This is a genomic window from Burkholderia sp. AU15512 (assembly GCF_002223325.1).
GTDB lineage: Bacteria > Pseudomonadota > Gammaproteobacteria > Burkholderiales > Burkholderiaceae > Burkholderia.
The window spans coordinates 264,722-284,295 of the sequence record NZ_NKEX01000003.1; the positions used below are offsets into that span (position 1 = coordinate 264,722).

11 protein-coding genes are annotated in these 19,574 nt (G+C 64.3%); 8 read left to right on the forward strand and 3 right to left on the reverse strand.

The genetic code is table 11. The annotated features are described in order from the left end of the window. Positions 1-170: 170 nt before the first annotated feature. The 3 genes from CFB43_RS03710 to CFB43_RS03720 all read left to right on the forward strand — a co-directional run bounded on the left by CFB43_RS03710 (position 171) and on the right by CFB43_RS03720 (position 3,817). Positions 171-1,349: a polysaccharide biosynthesis/export family protein gene (locus CFB43_RS03710; protein ID WP_089494150.1), complete on the forward strand. Its 1,179-nt coding sequence runs from the start codon at positions 171-173 to the stop codon at positions 1,347-1,349. Between the two features lie 165 nt (positions 1,350-1,514). Beyond that, positions 1,515-2,564, forward strand: coding sequence for a GDP-mannose 4,6-dehydratase (gene gmd, locus CFB43_RS03715; RefSeq protein WP_179254796.1), 1,050 nt, complete (start codon positions 1,515-1,517; stop codon positions 2,562-2,564). Positions 2,565-2,674: 110 nt separating this feature from the next. Continuing rightward, complete coding sequence (locus CFB43_RS03720; protein ID WP_089495238.1) at positions 2,675-3,817, forward strand: glycosyltransferase family 4 protein; 1,143 nt, start codon at positions 2,675-2,677, stop codon at positions 3,815-3,817. Here the strand turns inward: CFB43_RS03720 and CFB43_RS03725 are convergent. The 3 genes from CFB43_RS03725 to CFB43_RS03735 form a co-directional block, all read right to left on the reverse strand. After that, positions 3,803-4,942, reverse strand: a complete 1,140-nt coding sequence (locus CFB43_RS03725; protein ID WP_226204415.1) for a glycosyltransferase family 4 protein — start codon at positions 4,940-4,942, stop codon at positions 3,803-3,805. The genes CFB43_RS03720 and CFB43_RS03725 overlap by 15 nt on opposite strands. A 165-nt stretch (positions 4,943-5,107) precedes the next feature. Then, on the reverse strand, positions 5,108-5,767 hold the full coding sequence (locus CFB43_RS03730; protein ID WP_089494153.1) for an ABC transporter ATP-binding protein: 660 nt from the start codon (positions 5,765-5,767) through the stop codon (positions 5,108-5,110). Positions 5,768-5,889: 122 nt separating this feature from the next. Then, a complete protein-coding gene (locus tag CFB43_RS03735; protein WP_089495239.1) occupies positions 5,890-7,041 on the reverse strand; it encodes a hypothetical protein in 1,152 nt (383 codons plus the stop codon). Positions 7,042-7,488: 447 nt separating this feature from the next. On the opposite strand from CFB43_RS03735, the gene CFB43_RS03740 reads away from it, so the two are divergent. From CFB43_RS03740 to CFB43_RS03760, 5 genes are read left to right on the forward strand one after another with little or no spacing between them, the layout of a single operon-like run. Beyond that, on the forward strand, positions 7,489-8,694 hold the full coding sequence (locus CFB43_RS03740) for a capsule biosynthesis protein (RefSeq protein ID WP_179254823.1): 1,206 nt from the start codon (positions 7,489-7,491) through the stop codon (positions 8,692-8,694). Beyond that, positions 8,687-9,478, forward strand: coding sequence for an SDR family NAD(P)-dependent oxidoreductase (locus CFB43_RS03745; protein ID WP_089494155.1), 792 nt, complete (start codon positions 8,687-8,689; stop codon positions 9,476-9,478). The genes CFB43_RS03740 and CFB43_RS03745 overlap by 8 nt, the downstream gene beginning before the upstream one ends. Beyond that, positions 9,475-11,007, forward strand: coding sequence for an LTA synthase family protein (locus CFB43_RS03750; protein WP_089494156.1), 1,533 nt, complete (start codon positions 9,475-9,477; stop codon positions 11,005-11,007). The genes CFB43_RS03745 and CFB43_RS03750 overlap by 4 nt, the downstream gene beginning before the upstream one ends. 3 nt (positions 11,008-11,010) lie before the next feature. Then, positions 11,011-18,642, forward strand: a complete 7,632-nt coding sequence (locus tag CFB43_RS03755) for a type I polyketide synthase (protein ID WP_089494157.1) — start codon at positions 11,011-11,013, stop codon at positions 18,640-18,642. After that, positions 18,639-19,556 (forward strand): UDP-3-O-acyl N-acetylglycosamine deacetylase, encoded by a 918-nt coding sequence (locus CFB43_RS03760; RefSeq protein WP_089494158.1) that lies wholly within the window; start codon positions 18,639-18,641, stop codon positions 19,554-19,556. The genes CFB43_RS03755 and CFB43_RS03760 overlap by 4 nt, the downstream gene beginning before the upstream one ends. Positions 19,557-19,574 lie beyond the last annotated feature (18 nt).

A 19,574-nucleotide genomic window follows, 5' to 3' on the forward strand; every position in this document is an offset into this window, starting at 1 on the left:
TGTCGTGGATTGATGTTAATGGGCGCCGGCTTGTACGAAAAGCTGCATTTTCTACCGCGCCACTGTCGTCCGCGGACGACAGGTTGGTTTGCGACGAGTAAAAAAGAAGTTTATTGTATCTCGCAACGTGAGACAATTCTCGACTTTGGAATTTTGCTTGCTCGTAACAAATGTCGCGATTGCTCCGTTGTGTTACTTGGTCCGCACTCTTGTTGGGCGGCGTATTTTCCGGCTGTTCTACGATTCCTTCCTCGGGGCCGAGTCGCTTTCAGGTTGAGCGTGCCGGCAGTGGGTCCGGGCAGTCCGAGGCGAGCACCGCCGGCATTCAGGTCGTCGACCTGACCGATGCCGTTGCGCGCAAGCTTTTCTCCGAGCGAGGTCAGGGCGATTTCGTTTCGACGCTTGGAATAGACACAAATTTCAGGCAACAGCTTGGCGTGGGCGATACGATCGAAGTCTCGATATGGGAGGCGCCGCCCGCGACCTTGTTCGGCGCCGCGCAGGTTGACAGCAAGTCCGGGCCGACCAATGCACGCGTGACGGTACTGCCGGATCAGACGATCGACGGTGACGGCACGGTCAATGTGCCATTCGTAGGGGCCGTCAAGGCGCAGGGCCGCACGCCGACCCAGCTCGGGCGGGATATTGCGGCTCGGCTCAAGAACATCGCTCATGATCCTCAGGTCCTGGTTAAGCTTTCTCGCAACGTGACGTCGTACGTAACGGTTGTCGGGGACGTGAACACGAGCAGCAGGATGCAACTGTCGGCTCGCGGAGAGCGTCTGCTTGATGCGCTCGCGAGTGCGGGCGGCGTCAAGCAATCGATTGACAAGATTACGTTGCAGGTCACGCGCGGCGACGTTGTCGCGTCGATGCCGATGCAGAGCGTGATTCGCAGTCCGCGCCAGAATGTGCCGCTGCGTGCGGGCGATGTCGTGACCGCCCTGTACCAGCCGTACAGCTTCACGGCACTCGGTGCGACAGGGAAGAATCAGGAAATCAATTTCGAGGCGCAGGGTATCTCGTTGGCGCAGGCGCTCGCGCGGGCGGGCGGGCTCGACGATGCGCGCTCGGATGCGCAGGGCGTGTTTATCTTCCGCCTGGAGGATGCAAAGGCGTTGTCCTGGCCGAATCAGCCGGTACGGACGACCGCGGATGGCAAGGTGCCGGTTATTTACCGGCTGGATTTGCATGATCCGAGTGCAATGTTCGTGGCCCAAAGCTTCGTGATGGACAACAAGGACATGCTGTACGTGTCGAATGCACCGATCGCGGAACTGCAAAAGGTATTGAACCTTGTGTTCTCAGTGGCCTTCCCGGTTGTTAGTGGTGTACAGGCATTTAGGTAAGTAATTGAGGCTGCGTACTTCTTGCTTTCTATTGCCCAACGAGTCATGGCGGCGGACGCCGCTTGATGCTTGAGCCATGCCTGTGTATCGTCAGGCCGGGTTCCGCTGAACATCCGGCCGCAGTGTTGATCGGTAGTTTGCGCTATTGGTGCATAACATTTCATCATGGAGTCTGAGTTTGTGAAAAAGGCGATTATTACCGGCATTACCGGTCAGGACGGGGCCTATCTCGCGCAATCCCTTCTGGAAAAGGGCTACGTGGTATACGGGACATACCGTCGGACGAGTTCGGTCAACTTCTGGCGAATCGCCGAACTCGGGATCGATGATCACGAGAACCTGCATCTCGTCGAATACGATCTGACGGACCTGGGTGCCAGCATTCGCCTGTTGCAGACCACCGGTGCGACAGAGGTGTACAACCTGGCCGCGCAAAGCTTTGTCGGCGTGTCGTTTGAGCAGCCGATCACGACGGCTGAAATCACAGGCATCGGCCCGCTGAATCTCCTCGAGGCGATCCGCATCGTCAATCCGGAGGTGCGCTTTTACCAGGCAAGCACGTCGGAGATGTTCGGCAAGGTCCAGGCGATCCCGCAGGTCGAAGATACGCCTTTCTATCCGCGCAGCCCCTATGGTGTCGCGAAGCTGTATGGTCACTGGATCACCGTCAACTATCGCGAGAGCTACAACATCTTCGGTTGCAGCGGCATTCTGTTCAATCATGAATCGCCGTTGCGCGGCCGTGAATTCGTGACGCGCAAGATTACCGACAGCATGGCGAAGCTGCGTCTCGGCAAGCTGGACGTTCTCGAACTCGGTAACCTCGACGCCAAGCGAGACTGGGGCTACGCGAAGGAATACGTCGACGGCATGTGGCGCATGCTGCAGGCCGAAAAGCCCGATACGTACGTCTTGGCCACCAATCGTACCGAAACCGTACGGGACTTTGTCTCGATGGCGGCTCGCGCAGCGGGCTTCGAGTTGGCGTGGGAAGGCAAGGACGCGTCGGAAGTGGGTATCGACATGGCGACGAACAAGACGATCGTGGCGATCAATCCGAAGTTCCATCGCCCGGCCGAGGTCGATCTGTTGATCGGTAATCCCGAGAAAGCGCGCAAGGATCTGGGCTGGGAGCCGAAGACGACTCTCGAAGAGCTGTGCCAGATGATGGTCGAGGCTGATCTGCGTCGCAACGAGGCTGGTTTCTCGTTCTGATAGCGACGTTTGCCGATGTCCTTCGGGGCATCGCAATGGGGTATCGCACGGGCCATGATGTAGTCGCATCGGGCCCGTTTTGCTTTTGGTGGATGGGATTCGGGAGGCATGTGAAGGTAATTCTTGCGGTGGATTCGATCAGACCTCCGCTCACGGGTATCGGCCGTTACACGTGGGAATTGGCCAAGCATTTTGCTTCACCGGAAGGCGGGCTCGACGCGATTCGTTTCTATTTTGCGGGGACATGGGTCGACGACGTGGCTGGATTGCTTGACGGTCAGCCGGTCGCGCCAAGTCGCAGTCGTTTGCCGAAATGGGCGCGCTCGTTGCCACCGATCAAGGCTTTCCAGCGATGGAGCGGTGACCGGAGGTGGCGTGACCATCTATTCCATTCGCCTAATTATTTTCTGCCCGACGAATGTGCGACAGGTATTGTCACGGTGCACGATCTGTCGGTATTCAAGTATCCAGAGACTCATCCGGTCGAGCGATTGCGCCATTTCGAGCGAGGCTTCGCATCGACGCTTGAGCGCGCCGCGCATCTTGTTACCGACTCGGAATTTACTCGCCGAGAGGTCTCCGATTTCTTCGGTTGGCCAATCGACAATATCACCGCCGTCCCGCTTGGCGTGCCTGCGGAGTTCCGGCCGCATACGAGCGACGAACTCGCTTCGCCGCTCGCTGCCTATCAATTGTCCGCGGGGGGCTACGGGCTTAGTGTATCGACGCTCGAACCACGCAAGCGAATTGATCGCCTGATCGACGCGTACGCGGAACTCCCTGTTGCCTTGCGTTCCCGATATCCGCTCGTATTGGTCGGTAGCAATGGGTGGCTGAACGACGATCTTCACGCAAAGATCAGGAAAGGGGAGGACGAGCAGTGGCTGCGCTACCTCGGATTCGTACCGGAAGCCATCTTGCCGGCACTTTATGCTGGTGCTCGCGCGTTCTTCATGCCTTCGAAGTACGAAGGTTTTGGCCTGCCGGTGCTCGAGGCGCTTGCAAGTGGCGTTCCGACGCTGACTTCCAATGTCTCGTCGCTGCCTGAAGTGGCAGGTGATGCCGGCTGGCTGGTTGAGCCCGACGATCACGATGCCTTGCGCCATGGCATCGAGCGTGTGCTGAGCGACGACGTGTGGCGAGTTGCCGCGAGGGCCCGTGGCCTGGAAATCGCGCGCGACGCGACCTGGGCACGTTGCGCACGCCGCATGCTGGCGGTCTACGAGCGGTTCGAGCAGTCAGCGCGACTCTGATAGGTTTGAAAGCAGCGTCTTGATCTGTGCCGCACTTTCCTGCCAGGTGATGGGGAGAATGGCGCGGCTGTCTGGAGCGATGTCGTCGTCGATTGCGCGCAGCCAGTTACGGAGCGACGAAGCCAGTCCGGTGCCGTCGCTCGCCGAGAAGTAGGTGGCATGCCTGCCAGCTACTTCTCGGAAAACAGGTAGGTCACGCAGGAGCAGTGGCAGGCCGTGTTGTGCGGCCTCGACGATCGGCAGTCCGAACCCTTCTCCTTCGGATGCGAACAGTAGTCCGTCCACGCGAGCATACAAGTCTGCCAGTGCCGCGTCGTCGATGTCCTGTAGCCAGCTCAGCCGCTTCCCGAGTTCGGCATGGCTATCGAGGCGTGTCGTCAGTTCTTGTACCGCCCACCCAGCGTTGCCGACGATAATGAGCGTCGCATCGACGCCGTCGTTCCAAAGCGTGTCGAACGCGTCCAGCACCTGCCGGTGTCCTTTACGTGGCTCGATCGTTCCGACCATCAACACCGTGTGTCCGCGCCCAGTCACGCGTGGTTTGCGTGGAGTCGTGCCGGTCGCGCTGGTGCGGTGCGCCTGGAAGTCGGCTCCGAGATGGAACCAGCCCGTCGGCAGCTCGTGCTCGGAAATGCCGAAGCGTGTACTGAGGAACGCCTGGGTCTCGACTGCGACCGATTTCGATATGCAGTACAGTGCGTCCGCGTGAATTGCGATGGTCGACAGCCATTGCTTGAACGATTGGGCCGAGCGCCGCGTGAACCACTCCGGGTGCTGCATCGGCATCAGATCGTAGACGACGAACGCAAGCAGGACGCCTTGCCGTTTCCATTGAAGGAAATCACGCTGTCGCTTCGGGGCAATCCGGCTCGTCAAGTCGAGGCCGAGGAACACGTCCCTGGGGTTCGCATGAACCGGAGCGTCGCTTGCTGGAGGGAGGGTACCCGCCAGTCTGGCTGCGTAGATATCTGCATAGCGATAGCGATCGCGTCGATTGGCGCGCACCAGTCGCACCACGAAGCCTGGCGGAGGAGACGAAATCAATTGCAGAGCGAGCGAACGCACCACTCGCTGAATACCGGTTCCTGCATCGTGTTGCGCGATGATTGACACGTCGATGAGCAACTGGCGTTCCCGCGAGACTGATGCGGATCGCGTGCTTGTGCGTAGCCGGTCGGCTGCACTGCGTGCATATCGGGTCAGCGGAGCATGCCAGCGAGTTGCGGCACAGTGAGCGAGCGCTGCGCGGTTGAACCTTGTCAGGGGCATCGGTTGGGTGGAATGGGCGCTTCAGTTGATGGCGCTGTTTTCCTGGTAGAACGCGTAGGCTTCTTCGATCTCGTCAAACATGCGCAACCGACCTTGCACCAGCACGGCTGCCCGAGTGCAATGTTCGCGGATGTACGCGGCGTCATGACTGACGATGATGAGTGCCCGATCCGCGCGTCGTTCAAACAATTCGTGGTGGCACTTGGCGTGAAACCGGCTGTCGCCGACAGCAATAATTTCGTCGATGAGGAAGCAGTCAAATTCGATCGCCATCGACAAGGCGAACGCGAGTCGCGCGCGCATACCTGCCGAGTAGCTCTTGACCGGCTCTCGAAGGTAATACCCCAGTTCCGAGAACTCTTGTACGAACGGCTCGGCATCTTTGATGTTGACGCCATAGATGCGACAGATGAACCGCAGGTTGTCCATCCCGGTGAGGCTGCCCTGGAACGCGCCGCCGAATGCGAGCGGCCACGATACGCTCATGTTGCGATGAACCATGCCGGCACTCGGGAGTTCCGCGCCACTGATGAGGCGGATGAGTGTCGACTTGCCGGCACCATTCCTTCCGAGAATGCCGATTTTTTCGCCCCTGTCGACGCGAAGGTCGATCTTTTCGAGGACCCGGCGTCGGCCCTGTCGCGTGTAGTAGTCTTTGGCGATGTTCTTGAGTTCGATCATCCGAAATCAACTATTGAGCGTGCGTTACTGGGGCGATTAAGGCGGAACCGGGCCGGTTGCAGTCCGAGTCCGGCATCGACTGCGCCGCCAACATGGCGCGGCGATGTCGTATGAACCTCGGCTTAGTTGTGGTGCTCGCGCAGGCCTGCCAACAGAAGCGACAGCACGCCCCATGCGATCATACCCAACGCAAATACTTCGAAAATCGACTTCAGGCGCTTGGGTTCGACTGCAACGTCAGGGGTATTCGGCTGTATCAGGCGTTCCAGATAAAGCTGCTTTCGCTGTGCCTCGGCCCGTGCGTTTTCCAGCGCGCTCATTGTCGACGCGAGTTGCTTGTCGGCGAACTGCGCGTCGAGCTGCATGCGAGCGTAAGTCGCAGCTTTGGCCGAAAGTGAGTTCTTGCCGCCGGCAACGCCTGTTGTCGCTTCCTCAATCTGTTTCTGCAGATTGGCGATATTCGTCTTCAGGACGGAAATCTGCGGGTTTTGCGGTGCAATGGACTGAATCTGGGCAAGTTGCGTCTGTGCGGAAAAGAGCTGCGCCTGCAGCGCCGTAACCTGCTGCAATTGCAGGGCGGATTGCTTGTCCGGGTCGAACACTGTATATGACTTTCGGTATTCGGCCAGCGCGGCTGCAGCGTCTTTCGCTTTTGCAGCTGCAGCATCGACTTCACGTTGCGCGAACTGGACCGTATCTGCCGCAGCACGCTGATTCATCTGGTTAATCAATCGTTCGCCCATTTCCAGCAGGCGTTCGTTAATTCGCTGGGAGTCCTCGGCGGTATATGCACGAACCTGCAGCTTCGTAATGCCTGACTCGGAATCCAGTGTGGCCGTGACGACATGCTTGTCGTAATATTTCCACAGTTCTTCGAAGCTGCTGTCCGGCCACGTGTGGAACCGGCTGACAAAGTCACCATGCTTCGTATAGGCATCGAAAATGTAATTATTAGCGTTGAGTTCGCGAAGCGCATCTCGTGACGCCATGTAGTCGATGACGGAGAACGTATCATCCGCGGAGCGCGAGAGTCCGGCACCCTGCAGGAATGCGCCTACGATGCTGCTCTGCGTCTGCTTTTGTGGGCTTTTTACCACGAAGCGCGATTCGGACACGTAGACGTCCGACGCAATGACGCCAAAATACAGCGTCGCAATTGCCGTGGGAATAATGACGGTTGCCGCGAGCAGGCGATTGATCCGCTTGAGCCGCTGAACGAGGCCGGGTTTCTCTTCGGCCGGGGTTGTCACGTCGCTGGTGGTTACGTTTTCCAACTTTTTTCCGTCAATACAGAGTGCAAAGTGGCTGGCGAGCATGACGTCAACATGCGCCAGCCCGGGAGCCGAATTCGGATAAGCGGTGCCGTCGGACAGGCAGCCTGTGCAGGAGAAGCGCCCGGGGGCTTTGCCGGGTCCTCGCCGTACATCTATCGGCTGCTCCGCCTAGATCGGGTAGAGGGTGCGTCGACTTGCGTCTGCTCAAGGCGCCTGATTATAGGCTAGCTGTGCGGCATTCGGCTATGATCGGGGCGGCGACCGGTGCCAGGAGGACACATGCGAACGACTTTATGAACTTTGTCTTCATTCTGTCGTTCTTTCGGCATAAAATTGCGCCCAGCCACCAGCGGAGTTTGGCTCTCGCCGATGTCGATGGGGCTCGTCAGAAGAATAAAGCCTGTCTGGCAGTTTCCAGAGAAATTTTCGCTCCCCTTCCCGATATCCATGCCTCGCTCATTTCTAGTGCTGCAAGGCACGGCTTCAGTGTTTTTCAGTCGTCTTTCGGAAGCGCTCGTATCACGTGGTCACGTGGTTCATCGTGTCAATTTTTGCGGTGGAGACTGGTTTTACGGTAGAACCGGGAAGGTGTCCAACTATTCCGGGAAATTCTCGCAACTGTCGAACTGGTACGCGGACCTCGTGCGTGCCAACGGCATTACAGATGTCGTGATGTTCGGCGACTGTCGCGCGGTCCATCGGCACATGCACCCGGTTTCCGAGCAATTCGGTCTGCGCGTGCACGTGTTCGAAGAGGGCTACGTCCGCCCGCACTGGATCACGCTTGAAAACCACGGTGTAAACGGCCGCTCGCGAATGCCGGTGGATCCGCGGGAATACATGCGGTTGCGCGATGTTGTCCCAGCGGCAGAGCCCGGGGTGCCAACCGGCTACAACCTGTATGAGCGGGTGTTTCACGACATCACGTACCGGGTCGCCAATGCGCTGCTGATGTGGCGTTTTCCGCTTTATCGCAGTCATCGGCCGAAGAACGGCGTGCTCGAGTACACAGGCCTCGCGGTTCGGGCGCTGCTGCAAGGCAAGCATCGGCGGGAGGCCGAAGCGGTCACGCGCGAATTGCTGGCGAACGGGCGGCCGTACTATCTGTTCCCGCTACAGTTGAACTCCGACGCGCAGATCGTCGTGCATTCGCCCTTCAATGGGGTGCGCGATGCGATTGACTATGTTGTGCGCTCGTTCGCGCGGCACGCGCCGCGCGACGCAATCCTGCTGATCAAGAACCACCCGCTCGACACGGGGATGATCGAATACCATCGTTTCGCGATGTCGATCGCGCGCGAGGCCGGCATCGGAGATCGGGTCCGTTTCATCAACTCGGGCCACCTGCCGACGCTGCTCGAGCATGCGCGGGGCGTGGTCGTGGTGAACAGCACGGTCGGCCTGTCGGCCTTGCACCACGAGCGCCCGCTAGTTGTGCTCGGGACTGCCATTTATAATATGCGCGGCTTGACCTGGCAGGGAAAACTGGACGATTTCTGGCACGGCGGCGATCTGCCTGACATGCACCTTTATCACGCCTTCCTCGACTACGTGATGCACCACACGCAAATCAACGGCGACTTCTACACCCGGACCGGTATCGAGATGGCGGTCGCGGGAGCGGTCGAGCGCCTGGATCGCGCGGATGCCTGATCAACTGACGCGCTGCGTCGTCATCACCGGCGCGAGTGCCGGTCTCGGCCGTGCGCTCGCGCTCGCCTATGCGCAGCCGGGGACGACGCTTGGCATCGTCGGCCGCAATACCGTCGAGGTCGATGTAACGGCGGCAGCTTGCCGGGCGCGTGGCGCGACAGTCGACACAGGCACGATCGACGTACGCGATGCGGCGTCGATTGCCGCCTGGTTGACCGATTTCGACACCCGTCACCCGATCGACCTCTTGATCGCGAACGCCGGCGTGGCCAGCACGATCGCCGATGCGAGCGACTGGGAGGGCCTGGAACGAACGGCTCGCGTCATCGACACGAATCTCTACGGCACATTGCACACGGTCCTGCCGGTCATCGACCGGATGCGCGCGCGCAAGCGCGGTCGGATCGCGATGGTCAGTTCTATTGCCGCGCTGCGCGGCATGGCGATCTCGCCGGCCTATTGCGCGAGCAAGGCGGCAATCAAGGCATATGGCGATTCCGTGCGCCCGCTGCTGGCGCGTGACGGCGTGGGCGTGACCGTCATCCTGCCCGGCTTCGTGAAGACGGCCATGAGCGACGTATTCCCCGGCGACAAGCCGTTCCTCTGGAGCGCCGAGCGTTCGGCCGCCTACATCCGTCGACGGCTCGATACGGGCCGAAACGAGATCGCATTTCCCGGGCTACTCGCATTCGGCATGCGCCTCCTGCCGCTGCTGCCCGTTGCAATTGCCGACGCGATCCTCGACCGCCTGTCCTATCTGCCGTCGAAGGATCGGGCCAATTGAGCGCGCGTCTCGCCGTGACGCTGACGGCCGTCGTCGTACTGTCGTTCGCGGTCGACTCGATCGCCGTCCCGCGCGCGCCCCTGCGGCGGCCGCTGTTGTCGTCAGTGCTTCACATTCTTTCCGTAGTATTCCTGCTCGACTTTATGTTCGCCGTCACGTCGCGGCCGCTTTTTGCGGCCTGCTCGGCGCTGGCCCTCGTTGGTCTTGTCGCCGCAGTCAGTAATGCGAAGTACGAGTCGCTGCGCGAGCCGTTCGTATTTACCGATCTGAGCCTTTTCAGTCAGTTGTTCTCGCATCCCCGTCTTTACCTGCCGTTCCTGAGCGCCGGCAAGGTTGTCGCGATCGGTGCCGGCATCGTGCTCGTGATCGCAGGCTTCGTCGTCGAGCGCCCCGTGCCGGCAGGCTCCGGCATGTTGGTATGGCTCACGGTCGCGCTGTCGTTCATGCTGGCCGTGCTCGTGGCCGCTCGTGTGCCGTTGACGCTCGATCCCGACGCCGACCAGCGCCGCCACGGCTTTTTTGCCGTGTTCATTGGCTATCTGCTCAACGGCTTGCGTCCCGCGACGTTCCGGCGGTTCCGCGAGGTGGTGGCGGCTGGGCCGTTCTCAACAGGCAAGCCGGCGAGACGCCCTGACGTGATCATGATCCAGAGCGAATCGTTCTTCGATGCGCGCCGGCTCGGAGAGGCGGTCGAGCCGAGTCTCTTCAGGCGCTTCGACGAGGCGCGTCGCGAGGCAGCCTGGCAGGGCGAGATGACGGTGCCTGCGTGGGGGGCAAACACCATGCGAACGGAGTTCGCGGTGCTGACCGGCACGGAATCCTTTTCGCTCAGGTATGCGCGTTTCTATCCTTACGCATTTGTAAGAAATAAAGTCGCTTCACTTGCATCCTGGTTCGACCGTTGCGGTTACGACACAGTCGCGATTCATCCGTATTACGCCGATTTCTTCGGGCGGCACCGGGTATTTCCGTTACTCGGCTTCACGCGCTTTCTCGATATCCGCCATTTTGGGTCGGCGTCCCGTGCCGGCCCGTACGTGGCGGACGCGGCCGTGTCGGAGTCGATCGTCGCGGAACTCGAGGCGGCAGATGACGCTCGCCCGCGATTTATTTTCGCGATGACCATGGAAAACCACGGCCCGCTGCATCTGGAGGAGGTTTTGCCTGGAGAATCGTCTTCACGGCATACTCTTGGCGAGGACGCATCTTGGCGCGATTTGACCGCATATTTGAGGCACATCGAAAATGCCGATGCAATGATCGGGCGCCTGATCGATTATCTGCGCACCAGCAAGCGTGAAACGGTCGTTTGTTTTTACGGCGATCACGTTCCCGCTCTGCCCCATGTTTTCCAAAAGTTGGGCGTTATGCCGCAACGCAGCGACTACTTTATTTGGCGCAATTACGGCACAGATGCTCCCGAATGCCGGAATTTGGCAGCCGAAGAGCTTGGGGCGGCGCTGCTGCATGTGGTACAAGATGACGGAAATCGTGCGGAAGAGCCGTGCGCATCCGAGAAAGCGACATAAAAGATGAACAGCAAGATTGCAATAATTGGGATCGCTTGTCGGTTTCCCGGAAGCGCAAACAATCTCGGCGACTTCTGGCAACTGCTGCGCGACGAACGCGACGCAGTCACCGAAATCCCCGCCGACCGCTTCGGCACCGATTTCTACCAGCACCCGTCCAAGCGCGAGCCGGGCAAGAGCTACACGTTCTCGGCCGGCGTGCTCGACAACGTCGCCGGCTTCGATGCCGCGTTCTTCGGCATTTCCCCGCGCGAAGCGGCCCAGATGGACCCCCAGCAGCGCCTGCTGCTCGAACTCGCATGGGAAGCGTTCGAGGACGCGGGCGTGCGTCCGGCCGACATGCGCGGCAGCAACTGCGGCGTCTTCGTCGGCGCCGCCAGCATGGATTACGGCAACCGCAACATGGACGATCTGAACGTGATCGATCCATATTCGGCGACCGGCAACACCTTGAGCATCGCGTCGAACCGCGTGTCCTACCTGTTCGACCTGCGCGGCCCGAGCATGTCCGTCGACACGGCCTGCTCGTCGTCGCTCGTCGCACTCCACCAGGCCGTCAAGGCGCTGCAGTCCGGCGAAGCCGACGTGGCGCTCGCGGGCGGCGTCAACCTGCTGCTGCACCCGTTCGGTTTCGTCAGCTTCTCCAAGGCGTCGATGCTGTCGCCTCGCGGTCGTTGCCGCACGTTCGACGCGACCGGCGACGGCTATGTCCGCTCGGAAGGCGGCGCGTTCGTGCTGCTCAAGCCGCTCGATCGCGCGCTCGCCGACGGCGACACGATCCACGCGGTGATCGCCGGCTCCGGCGTGAACTCGGTCGGCCACACGCCGGGCGGCATCAGCGTGCCGGGCGCGGCCGCGCAGGCGTCGCTGCTGCGCAGCGTGTACGCGCGCGCGGGCATCGATCCGCAGTCGCTGGCCTATCTCGAAGCGCACGGCACCGGCACGGCGGTCGGCGATCCGATCGAGGCGCGTGCGCTGATCGACGTCGTGTCGGGCGAGCGCCCGGCGGACCGTCCGCTGCTCATCGGTTCGGTCAAGACCAACATCGGCCATCTCGAGACCGCATCCGGCATGGCCGGGCTGCTGAAGGCCGTGCTGTGCCTGAAGCATCGCGCGGTACCGCGCTCGCTGCATTTCGTCACGCCCAATCCCGGGATCGATTTCGACGGCGGGCGTCTGCGCGTCGTCGATCGATACATGCCGCTCGACGCGGGCGACGCGCCGCTGACGGTCGGCGTCAACTCGTTCGGCTTCGGCGGAACGAACGCGCACGTCGTGCTGACCGAGGCGCCGGCTTCAAACGAGGCGTCGACGGCCGCGCCCGAGCCGACGCATGCGCAACTGTCTCCGCTCGTCCTGACCGCGCGCAGCGCGAATGCGCTCGGCGCGCTCGCGGGCCGCTATCTGACGATGCTCGACAACGGCGGCGACTGGCAGGCGCTGGCCGCCGCGGCCGCACGTCGTCGCCAGTGGCTCGAACATCGCGTGATCGTCGCGCCGGCCGACCAAGCCGAAGGCCGCACGGCGCTTGCGGCACTGGCCCATCCGGCAGCGGAAGGCCTGCCGGCCTGCGTGGCAACCGGCCAGGCCCCGGCCGACGCGGTCCGCACCGCGCTCGTCTTCTCTGGCAACGGCTGCCAGTGGGTCGGGATGGGCAACGAACTCTATGCGGAGAACGCCGTGTTCCGCGCGGCGCTCGACGAAGTCGACGCGCTGTGGTGCGCCGATGGCAGCCCGTCGCTCGTCGACGTGATGCGCGGCGGCCCGAGCGTGGAATGGCTGGCCGGCGCGGGCGCCGAATGGCTCGCCGCGACGGAGAACGCGCAGCCGCTGCTGTTCGCGATCCAGGTCGGCATGATTCGCGTGATCGACGCGCGCGGGATGCGTTACGACGCGGCGATCGGCCATAGCGTCGGCGAGATTGCCGCGGCGTGGGTGACGGGCGCGCTGTCGCTCGCCGACGCGGTTCGCGTGATCAAGATCCGCAGCCGCGCGCAGGCGATGACGCGCGGCAGCGGCCGGATGGCGGCCGTCGGCATCGGCGACGCGGCGGCGCGCGAACTGATCGCGCGCCACGGGCTGGCACGGCGCGTCGAGATCGCGGGCATCAACAGCCCCGACGCGGTGACGCTCGCGGGCGAGCTGCAGGGCTTGCAAGCGCTGGAGGCCGCGCTGCGCGGCAGCGGCAAGTTCTTCCAGATGCTGGATCTCGACTACGCGTTCCACAGCAGCCACATGGACCGCATCGAGCCGGTCGTGCTGGCCGAGCTGGCGAGCCTGCGGCCGCAACCGGGCAACGGCACGTTCGTGTCGACCGTGACCGGCGGCGCGCTGGCCGGCACCGAGCTCGATGCCCGCTACTGGTGGCGCAACATTCGCGAGCCGGTGCGCTTCGGCGACGGCATCGCGCATCTGATCGAGCAGGGCGTCCGGCTGTTCGTCGAGGTCTCGCCGCATTCGATCCTGCGCACGTACGTGAAGCAGGCATTCGCGGCCGCCGGCGCGACCGGTGTGGCGCTGCCGACGCTCAAGCGCGATCACGGCAGCGCGGCGACGCTGCGGCAAGCGATTCTCGCGGCGATCGCGCACGGTGCGAGCGTCGATCCCGACCGCTTCGCGCCCGGCGAAGCGCGTGCTGCATTGCCGTCCTATCCGTGGCAGCGCGACCATTTCTGGCTGACGCCGACCGTCGAAGGCTACGGCCTCGTCAATCGTCGCCGCGAGCATCCGCTGCTCGGCTATCGTCTCCACGAGCACGCATTCGCGTGGGAAAACCAGCTCGATCCGGCGAAGCTGCCGATGCTGGCCGATCACGTCGTCGACGGCGGCGTGGCGTTCCCGGGTGCGGGCTACGTGGAAATGGCGCTCGCCGCGGCACGCACCTTCTTCGATACGCCGGATGCGGCGCTCGAAAACGTCGAGATCCGCACGCCGGTGGTATTCCAGCCGCAGCAGGCAAAGCTGTTCCGGCTCGTGATCGAGCCGCGTACCGCGACCTTCACGATCGAGACGCGCGACCGGATGTCCGACGGTGCATGGACGCTGAACGTGACGGGGCGGATGCTGGAAAGCGGCAACACGCTCGGCGATGCGAGCGTCGTGCCGTCGGGCGCGCTCGATCGTCTGCTCGCGTTGCCCGCCGCCGACGGCGACACGCTGTACGCAAACACGGCGGCCATTGGCCTCGGCTACGGTCCGGCATTCCGCTGGGTTCGCACCGTGCGGGTCGCCGCGGATGACGGCGCGGCGCTGGCCGACATTGCCGCGCCGGCCGCATGCGGCGACGCGCGGGCATTGTCCGCCTATCTGCTGCATCCGGCGCTGATGGACAGCGGGTTTCATCCGCTGTTCGCACTGCTGGCGGCGCACGCGCGCGAAGGCGAGCATCCGGCTTACGTGCCGGTGCAGATCGGCCGGGTCGACTACCTGCGCGGCGACACGGTCGAGCGGGTGCTCGTGCGGATCGACCGCCACAGCCCGCATTCGATCGTCGCGCATTTCGAATTCCTCGACGCGCGCGGCGCGATCGTCGCGCGGCTCGGCGCATGCCGGTTCCGGCGCGTCGATCTCGTCGGCCGCCGGCAGAACCTGCCCGCGCGCTTCGTCTACCGCCTGGAAGAAGTGCCGCTGCCGGGTGACATCAATGCAGCCGGTTTACCGACCCCCGACGCGCTGCTCGCGCAGTCTGTCGCACGGCTCGATGCGGCCGGGCACGACGGCCGCCGGACTCAGCATCTGACCGAAATCCTGCCGCTGCTCGACGTGTTGGCGAGCCTCTATGCGCTCCGCGCGTTCGATGCGCTCGGCGCATTCGCCGGCACTTGGCAGCCGGCGGCCGGGCGTGAGGCATTGGCCGCACGTCTTGCCGACATGCTGGTCGAGGACGGACTCGCTCATCGCGATGGCGCGCTGCTCGTGCGCGACGACGCGGCGTGCGCGGCGTTGCCGCCGCTCGACGAGCTGTGGCGCGGGCTGCTGGCCGAATCGCCGGGGCACGTGGCGGAGCTGACGCTGCTCGCGCATTGCGGCGCGGCGTTGCCGGACGTGCTGAACGGCGCGAAGGACGGTGCCCGTTTGCTGTCGCCGACCGGGCACAGCCTGGTCGAACAACTCCTGGCCGCATCGCCGACGTGGCAGCACGTGCACGCGTTGCTGGCCGCGAGCGTTGAGCAGGCGGTCGACGCATGGCAATCGGCACGCCGGTTGCGCGTGCTCGAGCTGGGCGCGACGGATGGCGACGTGCTGCAGACGCTCGGCATGCATCTCGCGGCCGCGCGCTGCGATCACACAATTGCGGCGACTGCCGGCCAACTCGCCGGGTTCGACGCGGATGCGGAAGCGGCGGTGCGCACGGTTGCGTTGCAGTCAGGCGAGCGGCTGTCGCTGGCGGCCGACGAAGCCGGCCCTTACGACCTGATCGTTGCGAACCGCGCGTTGAGCGGCCGGTACGATGTGGCCGACGCGCTGAATGCAATGCGGTCATGGCTGGCACCGGGCGGATTGCTGCTGCTGGCCGAGTCGCGTCGCGGCCGTTTTTCCGACATCGTATTCGGCGCGCAGGCTTCGTCGACGGAAGCCGATGCGCCCGTGCCGCTGGCGCCGGCGGATCTCGATGCCGCGCTCGAGCGCGCGGGCTTCGTCGACGTCGTGCGGCACGTCGAGCAATCGCTCGATCTGGACGGCACGCCGACGTTCGTCATCGCGCGCAACCCCGCGAGCGCCGTTGTCGCGCAACGCGGCGAGGAACCGAGCGATCTCGATACGCTTGCACGCAGCGAGCAATGGCTCGTAATGCATGCACCGGATGCCGCCGGCAGTTTCGGCGGGCGGCTGGCCGATGCGCTGGCGCGTGCGGGCTATCCGGCCGATATCGTCGACGTTACGCACGCGGCCGATGCGATCGCGTCGTTGCCGGCCGGACGGCCGACGCATGTCGTCTTCTGCGCGCCGGAAACGCCGCTCGCCGAATCGGCGGCGGGGGATGGCCTGATGGCCGCGCAGCGTAACGGCGTGATCGCTCTTGCGGAACTCGTTCGCACGCTCTGTGCGCAGCCGAACGCGGCCACGCGGCTGACCGTCGTCACGCGCGGCGGCGCGCCGTTCGCCGGGACCGCGAATGCGCATCCGGAACAGGCCACGCTGTGGGGTCTCGGTCGCGTGCTGGCGAACGAGCATCCCGAGCTCGCATGCCGCCTGATCGACGTCGATCGCGCGGCGGACCGGATCTCCGACGCGCTGATTCGCGAGCTGACCGGCGCGGCGGTCGAGGAAGAGGTCGTCCTGGGCGCACACGGGCGGCAGGTGCCGCGCATGCTGACCGCCGCGCAGGCCGCGGCCCGCAACGATGGTGCGATCGCGCGTGCGGCCGTGCTCGCGTTTGATGCACCGGGCTCGTTGCGCAATCTCGAATGGTTCGCGTTGCCGGAAAGCCCGCTGGGTGACGATGAGGTGGAGATCGAGCCCGTTGCCACCGGCCTCAATTTCCGCGACGTGATGTATGCGATGGGGCTCTTGTCCGATGAAGCGGTCGAGACCGGCTTCGCGGGTGCGACGATCGGGATGGAACTGTCCGGCCGCGTCGTCCGCGTGGGCAACGCGGTGACGGGATTCGCGCCGGGCGATGCGATGCTCGGCTTCGCGCCGGCCTCGTTCGCGACGCGCGTCAGGACGCGCGCGCAAGCGATCGCACTGAAACCTGAGCGGCTGTCGTTCGAGGAAGCGGCGACCGTGCCGACCACGTTCTTCACCGCGTACTACGCACTCGTCGAGCTCGCGCGTCTGCGTCGCGGCGAGCGCGTGCTGGTGCACGGCGGCGCGGGTGGGGTCGGGATCGCCGCGATCCAGCTCGCGCGCCACTTCGGCGCGGAAGTGTTCGCGACGGCCGGCAGCGACGAGAAGCGCGAGTTCGTGCGCCTGCTCGGCGCCGACCACGTGCTCGATTCGCGCAGCTTGGCGTTCGCGGATGAGATTCGCGCGCTGACGGGCGGCCAGGGCATCGACATCGTGCTGAATTCGCTCGCCGGCGAAGCGATGGTGCGCAGCATCGATACGCTGCGGCCGTTCGGGCGTTTTCTCGAGCTCGGCAAGCGCGACTTCTACGAAAACAGCCATATCGGGCTGCGGCCGTTCCGCAACAACATCAGCTATTTCGGCATCGATGCCGACCAGTTGATGGGGGCGTTGCCGGAGCTGACCGCGCGCCTGTTCGGCGAAGTGATGGCGCTGTTCGAGGCAGGCGTGCTGCATCCGCTGCCGTATCGCGCGTTTCCGGCCGAACGGGCGGAAGATGCGTTCCGCTACATGCAGCAGGCGCGCCAGATCGGCAAGGTGCTCGTGACCTATCCGTCCGGCACGCCGGCCCCGACGCGCGGCGTCACGCGCGCGGGCTCGCTCGCGCTCGATCCGCATGGCACGTACCTGGTGGTCGGCGGCACGGGCGGGCTCGGTTTCGCGAGCGCGTGCTGGATGGTCGAGCGCGGCGCACGCCGGCTGACGCTGGCGAGCCGTTCCGGCGAGCTCGCTGCTACCGCACGCGAGGAAGTCGAGCGCTGGCGCACGACGCTCGGCGTCACGGTCGATGTCGTGTCGTGCGACGTGACCGACGCCGCGGCGGTCGACGCGATGATCGAGGCGATCGTCCGGCGCGGCAGCCCGCTCAAGGGCGTGCTGCATTCCGCGATGTCGATCGACGACGGCCTCGTGCGCAATCTCGACGATGCGCGCATGGCCGCGGTGCTCGCACCGAAGGTGGCCGGCGCGTGGAACCTGCATCGCGCGACGCGCGCGTTGCCGCTCGACCTGTTCGTGGTCTATTCGTCGGCGACGACTTATCTCGGCAATCCGGGGCAATCGAACTACGTGGCAGCCAACACCTTCCTCGAGGCGCTCGTCGAACATCGTCGCGCGGCGGGATTGCCGGGCACGTTCATGGCCTGGGGGCCGCTCGAGGACGTCGGCTTCCTCGCGCGCCACGCGGATACGCGCGAGGCGCTGCAGTCGCGGATCGGCGGTGCGTCGATCACGTCCGACGAAGCGATGGTCGCGCTTGAACGCACGCTGCTCGCGGGCGCGGCCGGCGAGGCCGTGGTCCGGCTCGACTGGCACGCGGTAGCGCGCGGGATGCCGGCCGCGAAGGCGCGCCGGTATTCGCTGCTGCAATCGCACGCGAGCGGCGGCGATGCGCGCGACGGCGGCACGCAGTTGCGGGAAGAAGTGCTGGCGTTGCCGCGCGACGAAGCGATCGCGCTGGTGGCGCGGACGCTGCAGGCGCAGATCGCGCGGATTTTGCACATGACGCCGGATCGCATCGCGCTCGACAAGTCGGTGCTCGACATGGGCATGGATTCGCTGATGGGGATGGAGCTCGGCCTCGCGGTCGAGGAAGCGTTCGAGGTCAAGCTGTCGGTGATGGCGATTGCCGAAGGCGCGTCGGTGACGACGCTGGCCGGACGTATCGTCGATTCGATCGGCGCGTCGACCGATGCGGATGCCGGTTCCGCGACGGATGCCGCGCAGGAGGCCGTCGCGGCGCTCGCGGCGAAGCATGCGATCGACGGCGAAGCGCGCGCGATGCTCGATACGCGGCAGGCGCCCGTGGCGGGCCAGGCGTCGCCGACGCTGGAGGTCGCGCGATGAGCGCGCCGTCCGGGTGGGCGACGCGTCAGGGCACGCTGGCACGGCCGCTGACGATTGACGGTCACGGGCTGCACACGGGGCGCCGGGTAGGCGTGCGGATCCTGCCCGGGCGTCCGGAAGAGGGCGTGACGGGTATCGCGTTCCGTCGCGTCGCGCAGGGGCGCACGCTCGCGACGCTGCCGGTCGATCCCGCGCTGCGCCGCGCGCAGCCGCTGTGCACGATGCTGCGCAATGCCGACGGCGTCGGCGTTCGCACGATCGAGCATCTGCTCGCGTCGCTGCTTGCATGCGAGATCGATCACGCGATCGTCGAGATCGACGCGGAAGAAGTGCCGATTCTCGATGGCAGCGCCGCGCCTTGGGTAGATGCGATCCGCGCGTGCGGCCGTGTCGCGCTCGATGCGCCGAAACGCTTCATTCGCGTGCTGCGGCCCGTCGTCGTCACGGACGGCGAGGGCGACCAGCGGCGCGAAATGCGGATCGAACCGGCGCCGCGTTACGAACTGAGCGTGCGCAATGACCTGCGCGGTTTCGGCGACATGCACTGGGACGGGGCGCTGACGCCGGCCGCATTCGCGACCGAAATCGCACCATCGCGTTCGTACGGCCGCGTGAAGTGGGCGGTACCCGCGATCGTCGCCGGTTATCTGCGCGGGGTGCCGATCCTGCGTGGCGCGCGGCCGTCGTGCACGGCGTCCATCGTCGGCAATCGCGTGCTGGGCGGGATGCGGCTGCCGGAGGAGTTCGTCCGGCATCGCGTGCTCGACCTGGTCGGCGATCTCGCGCTGGCCGGCGCGCCGCTGCTGGCGCGCGTGAGCGCGCTGCGGCCGAGCCACGAGATGAATTTCCGGCTGGTGGATGCGCTGCTGGTGCAACCCGACGCATGGCAGTGGGCCGAGTTTCCCGACGCGTGACACCACGCTTTTTCATGA

What these genes read in the sequence shown, in the direction of transcription:
- CFB43_RS03740 (WP_179254823.1), top strand. Translation starts at nt 7,489, where the DNA reads ATGCCTCGCTCATTTCTAGTGCTGCAAGGCACGGCTTCAGTGTTTTTC.
- gmd (WP_179254796.1), top strand. Translation starts at nt 1,515, where the DNA reads ATGGAGTCTGAGTTTGTGAAAAAGGCGATTATTACCGGCATTACCGGT.
- CFB43_RS03755 (WP_089494157.1), top strand. Translation starts at nt 11,011, where the DNA reads ATGAACAGCAAGATTGCAATAATTGGGATCGCTTGTCGGTTTCCCGGA.
- CFB43_RS03760 (WP_089494158.1), top strand. Translation starts at nt 18,639, where the DNA reads ATGAGCGCGCCGTCCGGGTGGGCGACGCGTCAGGGCACGCTGGCACGG.
- CFB43_RS03710 (WP_089494150.1), top strand. Translation starts at nt 171, where the DNA reads ATGTCGCGATTGCTCCGTTGTGTTACTTGGTCCGCACTCTTGTTGGGC.
- CFB43_RS03745 (WP_089494155.1), top strand. Translation starts at nt 8,687, where the DNA reads ATGCCTGATCAACTGACGCGCTGCGTCGTCATCACCGGCGCGAGTGCC.
- CFB43_RS03730 (WP_089494153.1), bottom strand. Translation starts at nt 5,767, where the DNA reads ATGATCGAACTCAAGAACATCGCCAAAGACTACTACACGCGACAGGGC.